Source organism: Mesorhizobium sp. M7A.F.Ca.CA.002.09.1.1 (assembly GCF_003998555.1).
Lineage (GTDB): Bacteria > Pseudomonadota > Alphaproteobacteria > Rhizobiales > Rhizobiaceae > Mesorhizobium > Mesorhizobium ciceri.
In genome coordinates this window covers 1-2,935 of the sequence record NZ_RZRR01000728.1, presented here as the reverse complement: position 1 = coordinate 2,935, position 2,935 = coordinate 1, and the positions used below count along the sequence as shown (strand labels likewise).

General features: G+C 66.5%; 5 protein-coding genes. All 5 read left to right on the top strand.

Annotated elements, in window-relative coordinates; genetic code table 11:
• Positions 1-40 precede the first annotated feature (40 nt).
• Positions 41-199: a hypothetical protein gene (locus EN994_RS35465; protein WP_164746167.1), complete on the top strand. Its 159-nt coding sequence runs from the start codon at positions 41-43 to the stop codon at positions 197-199.
• Positions 196-969, top strand: coding sequence for an SDR family NAD(P)-dependent oxidoreductase (locus EN994_RS25225; RefSeq protein ID WP_063169947.1), 774 nt, complete (start codon positions 196-198; stop codon positions 967-969). Before EN994_RS35465 ends, EN994_RS25225 begins: the two co-directional genes overlap by 4 nt.
• Entirely contained in the window at positions 963-1,433 is a 471-nt protein-coding gene (locus EN994_RS25220) for a MarR family transcriptional regulator (RefSeq protein WP_063169946.1), read from the top strand. The genes EN994_RS25225 and EN994_RS25220 overlap by 7 nt, the downstream gene beginning before the upstream one ends.
• On the top strand, positions 1,430-2,242 hold the full coding sequence (locus EN994_RS25215; RefSeq protein ID WP_063169945.1) for an enoyl-CoA hydratase family protein: 813 nt from the start codon (positions 1,430-1,432) through the stop codon (positions 2,240-2,242). Before EN994_RS25220 ends, EN994_RS25215 begins: the two co-directional genes overlap by 4 nt.
• 75 nt (positions 2,243-2,317) lie before the next feature.
• A partial coding sequence (locus tag EN994_RS25210) for an acyl-CoA dehydrogenase family protein (RefSeq protein WP_206530493.1) occupies positions 2,318-2,935 on the top strand: 618 nt, incomplete at its 3' end.

The following is a 2,935-nucleotide window of genomic DNA, read 5'->3' as shown; positions in this document are numbered from 1 at the left end:
GTAGAGCTGGTCGCGTCCGGGCAGATAGGGATCAGGCCATTTGACACCGCGGCCGCATCTCGCCGATCCCTACTGGACGCTGCATGCCGCCGTCACGCTCGGCGACCGCGGTGTCAAATGGCCTGATCCCTATCTGCCCGGACGCGACCAGCTCTACCGTCTGGCCGAGCGCGACGCCGCAGCGGGGCTGAAAGTATGACGGCCGCCGCGACGATACCCGGCAAGCATGCGCTGGTCACTGGCGGCGGCTCCGGCGTCGGGCGGGCCATCGCGCTGGCGCTGGCTGCTGCCGGCATCGGCGTCACCATCTGCGGCCGCCGGGAAGCAGAGCTCGCCAAGGTGGCCGGCGAAAACGACCGCATCTCTGGCATCGCCGCCGATGTCACCGACGAGGCGGCAATGGCGGCGCTCTACGAGAGGGCGCAAGCCGCGCGCGGCCCGTTCGACATCGTCGTCGCTAATGCCGGCATGGCCGGCAGCGCGCCGGCGCACAAAACCGCGCTCAGCGACTGGCAGCGGACGCTCGACGTCAATCTGACCGGCGCCTTCCTGACGGTGAAGCCCGCGCTGGCCGGCATGGCCGCGCGGAAGACGGGACGAATTGTTTTCATCGCCTCGACCGCCGGCCTGAAAGGCTACGCCTACGTCGCGTCTTACGTCGCCGCCAAGCATGGCGTCATCGGCCTGATGCGGGCGCTTGCCGCCGAAACAGTGAAATCCGGCGTCACCGTCAACGCGGTGTGCCCAGGCTTTGTGGAAACCGAAATGCTGGAAGAGTCCATCCGGCGCATCATCGAAAAGACCGGCCGCTCGGCCGAACAAGCGCGATCGAGCCTTGCCTCGACCAACCCGCAAGGCCGCTTCATCCAGCCGGATGAAATTGCCGCCGCCGTGCTGTGGCTGTGCGGCGACGCCGCCCAATCGATCACCGGACAGGCGATTTCCATCTCAGGAGGCGAAACATGGTAGCCGGCCCCCTGCCCGCGCCGTCGAGACCCGGCAAGGACCGCTTGCGTCTGTGGATCAGGCTGCTGCGCGCCTCGCGCACGATCGAGGCCGAGCTGCGCGAGCGGCTGAAGAAGGACTTCAACACCACGCTGCCGCGCTTCGACGTGATGGCAGCGCTTTATCGCGCGCCGGAAGGCATGCTGATGAGCGACCTGTCGCGTTTCCTGCTGGTCTCTAACGGCAATGTCACGGGCATCGTCGACCGGCTGGTTTCGGAAGGACTTGTCGCCCGCGCGCGGCGCAATGGCGACCGCCGCACCTCGATGGTGCGGCTGACCGAGGAAGGCACGCAGGCCTTTGCCGCGATCGCCGCGGCGCATGAAGGCTGGATCGGCGAATTGCTGGGCAAGGTCAGTGAGGACGACGCGCGCCGGCTGACCGGCATGCTGACCTCGTTCCGCAGCAACTGGGAGGGACGCGAATGACCGCAATGGCCGGGCGCAAGCCGAAGCATTTCCTCTGGGAGGTCGAGGGCAGGATCGCCAAGGTCCGGCTCGATCGGCCGGAGCGCAAGAACCCGCTGACCTTCGACAGCTATGCGGAACTCCGCGACACGTTCCGCGACCTCGTCTATGCCGACGATGTCGACGCCGTGGTGTTCCTTTCCAATGGCGGCAATTTCTGCTCCGGCGGCGATGTCCACGACATTATCGGCCCGCTGGTCAAAATGGACATGAAGGAGCTCCTGGTCTTCACCCGCATGACCGGCGATTTCGTCAAGGCGATGCTGAATTGCGGCAGGCCGATCATTGCGGCGGTCGACGGCGTCGCGGTCGGCGCCGGCGCCATCATTGCGATGAGCTCCGACATCCGCATCGCCACGCCGGAAGCCAAGACCGCATTCCTGTTCACCCGCGTCGGCCTCGCCGGCTGCGACATGGGCGCCTGCGCGATCCTGCCGCGCATCATCGGCCAGGGCCGCGCCGCCGAACTGCTCTACACCGGCCGCACCATGACGGCTGATGAAGGCGAACGCTGGGGTTTCTACAACCGGCTGGTCGATGCCGCCGCGCTTGAAGCCGACGCGCTCGACATGGCGGCGCGCATCGTCTCCGGCCCGACCTTCGCGCACGGCATCACCAAGACCCAGCTCAACCAGGAATGGTCGATGGGCCTCGACCAGGCGATCGAGGCGGAAGCGCAGGCGCAAGCGATCTGCATGCAGACCCGCGACTTCGAACGCGCCTACAAGGCGTTCGTGGCCAAGGAAAAGCCGGTGTTCGAGGGGGATTGAGGATGATGCTTTGCGTGGAGACGTTGGCGGGAGGGGGGCGCCGTAGTGCGCAAGGCCTCAATAGCGGGGCCACCAATGCCTGACCGTTCCTTCCTCTCCTGGCCGTTCTTCGAAGACCGCCATCGCGAACTAGCCGAGCACCTCGAGACATGGTGCACGACCAACCTCCCAGTCGATCACCATGATGTCGACGCCGCCTGCCGCGAGCTGGTCAGCAAGCTCGGCCGAGACGGCTGGCTGAAGCCAACGGCGCTCGACACCGACAACCCGGGTCCCCTCGACGTCCGCACTTTGTGCATCACGCGCGAGACGCTCGCCCGCCATGACGGGTTGGCCGATTTCGCCTTCGCCATGCAGGGGCTGGGCACCGGCGCGCTCAGCCTGTTCGGCACGGTGGAGCAGCGGCAATGGCTTTCGAAGACGCGCGCCGGCAAGGCGATATCAGCCTTCGCCCTGTCGGAGCCGCGCTCGGGATCAGATGTCGCCAACACGGAAATGACGGCGACCCGCGACGGCGACAGCTACGTTCTTACAGGCGAAAAAACCTGGATCTCCAATGGCGGCATCGCCGACCTCTATGTCGTCTTTGCCCGCACCGGCGAGGCGCCGGGCGCCAAGGGACTTTCCGCTTTCCTCGTGCCTGGCGACGCCAAGGGCCTTGGCATCGCCGAACGGCTCGAAGTGATCGCGCCG

What these genes read in the sequence shown, in the direction of transcription:
- EN994_RS25225 (WP_063169947.1), top strand. Translation starts at nt 196, where the DNA reads ATGACGGCCGCCGCGACGATACCCGGCAAGCATGCGCTGGTCACTGGC.
- EN994_RS25220 (WP_063169946.1), top strand. Translation starts at nt 963, where the DNA reads ATGGTAGCCGGCCCCCTGCCCGCGCCGTCGAGACCCGGCAAGGACCGC.
- EN994_RS25215 (WP_063169945.1), top strand. Translation starts at nt 1,430, where the DNA reads ATGACCGCAATGGCCGGGCGCAAGCCGAAGCATTTCCTCTGGGAGGTC.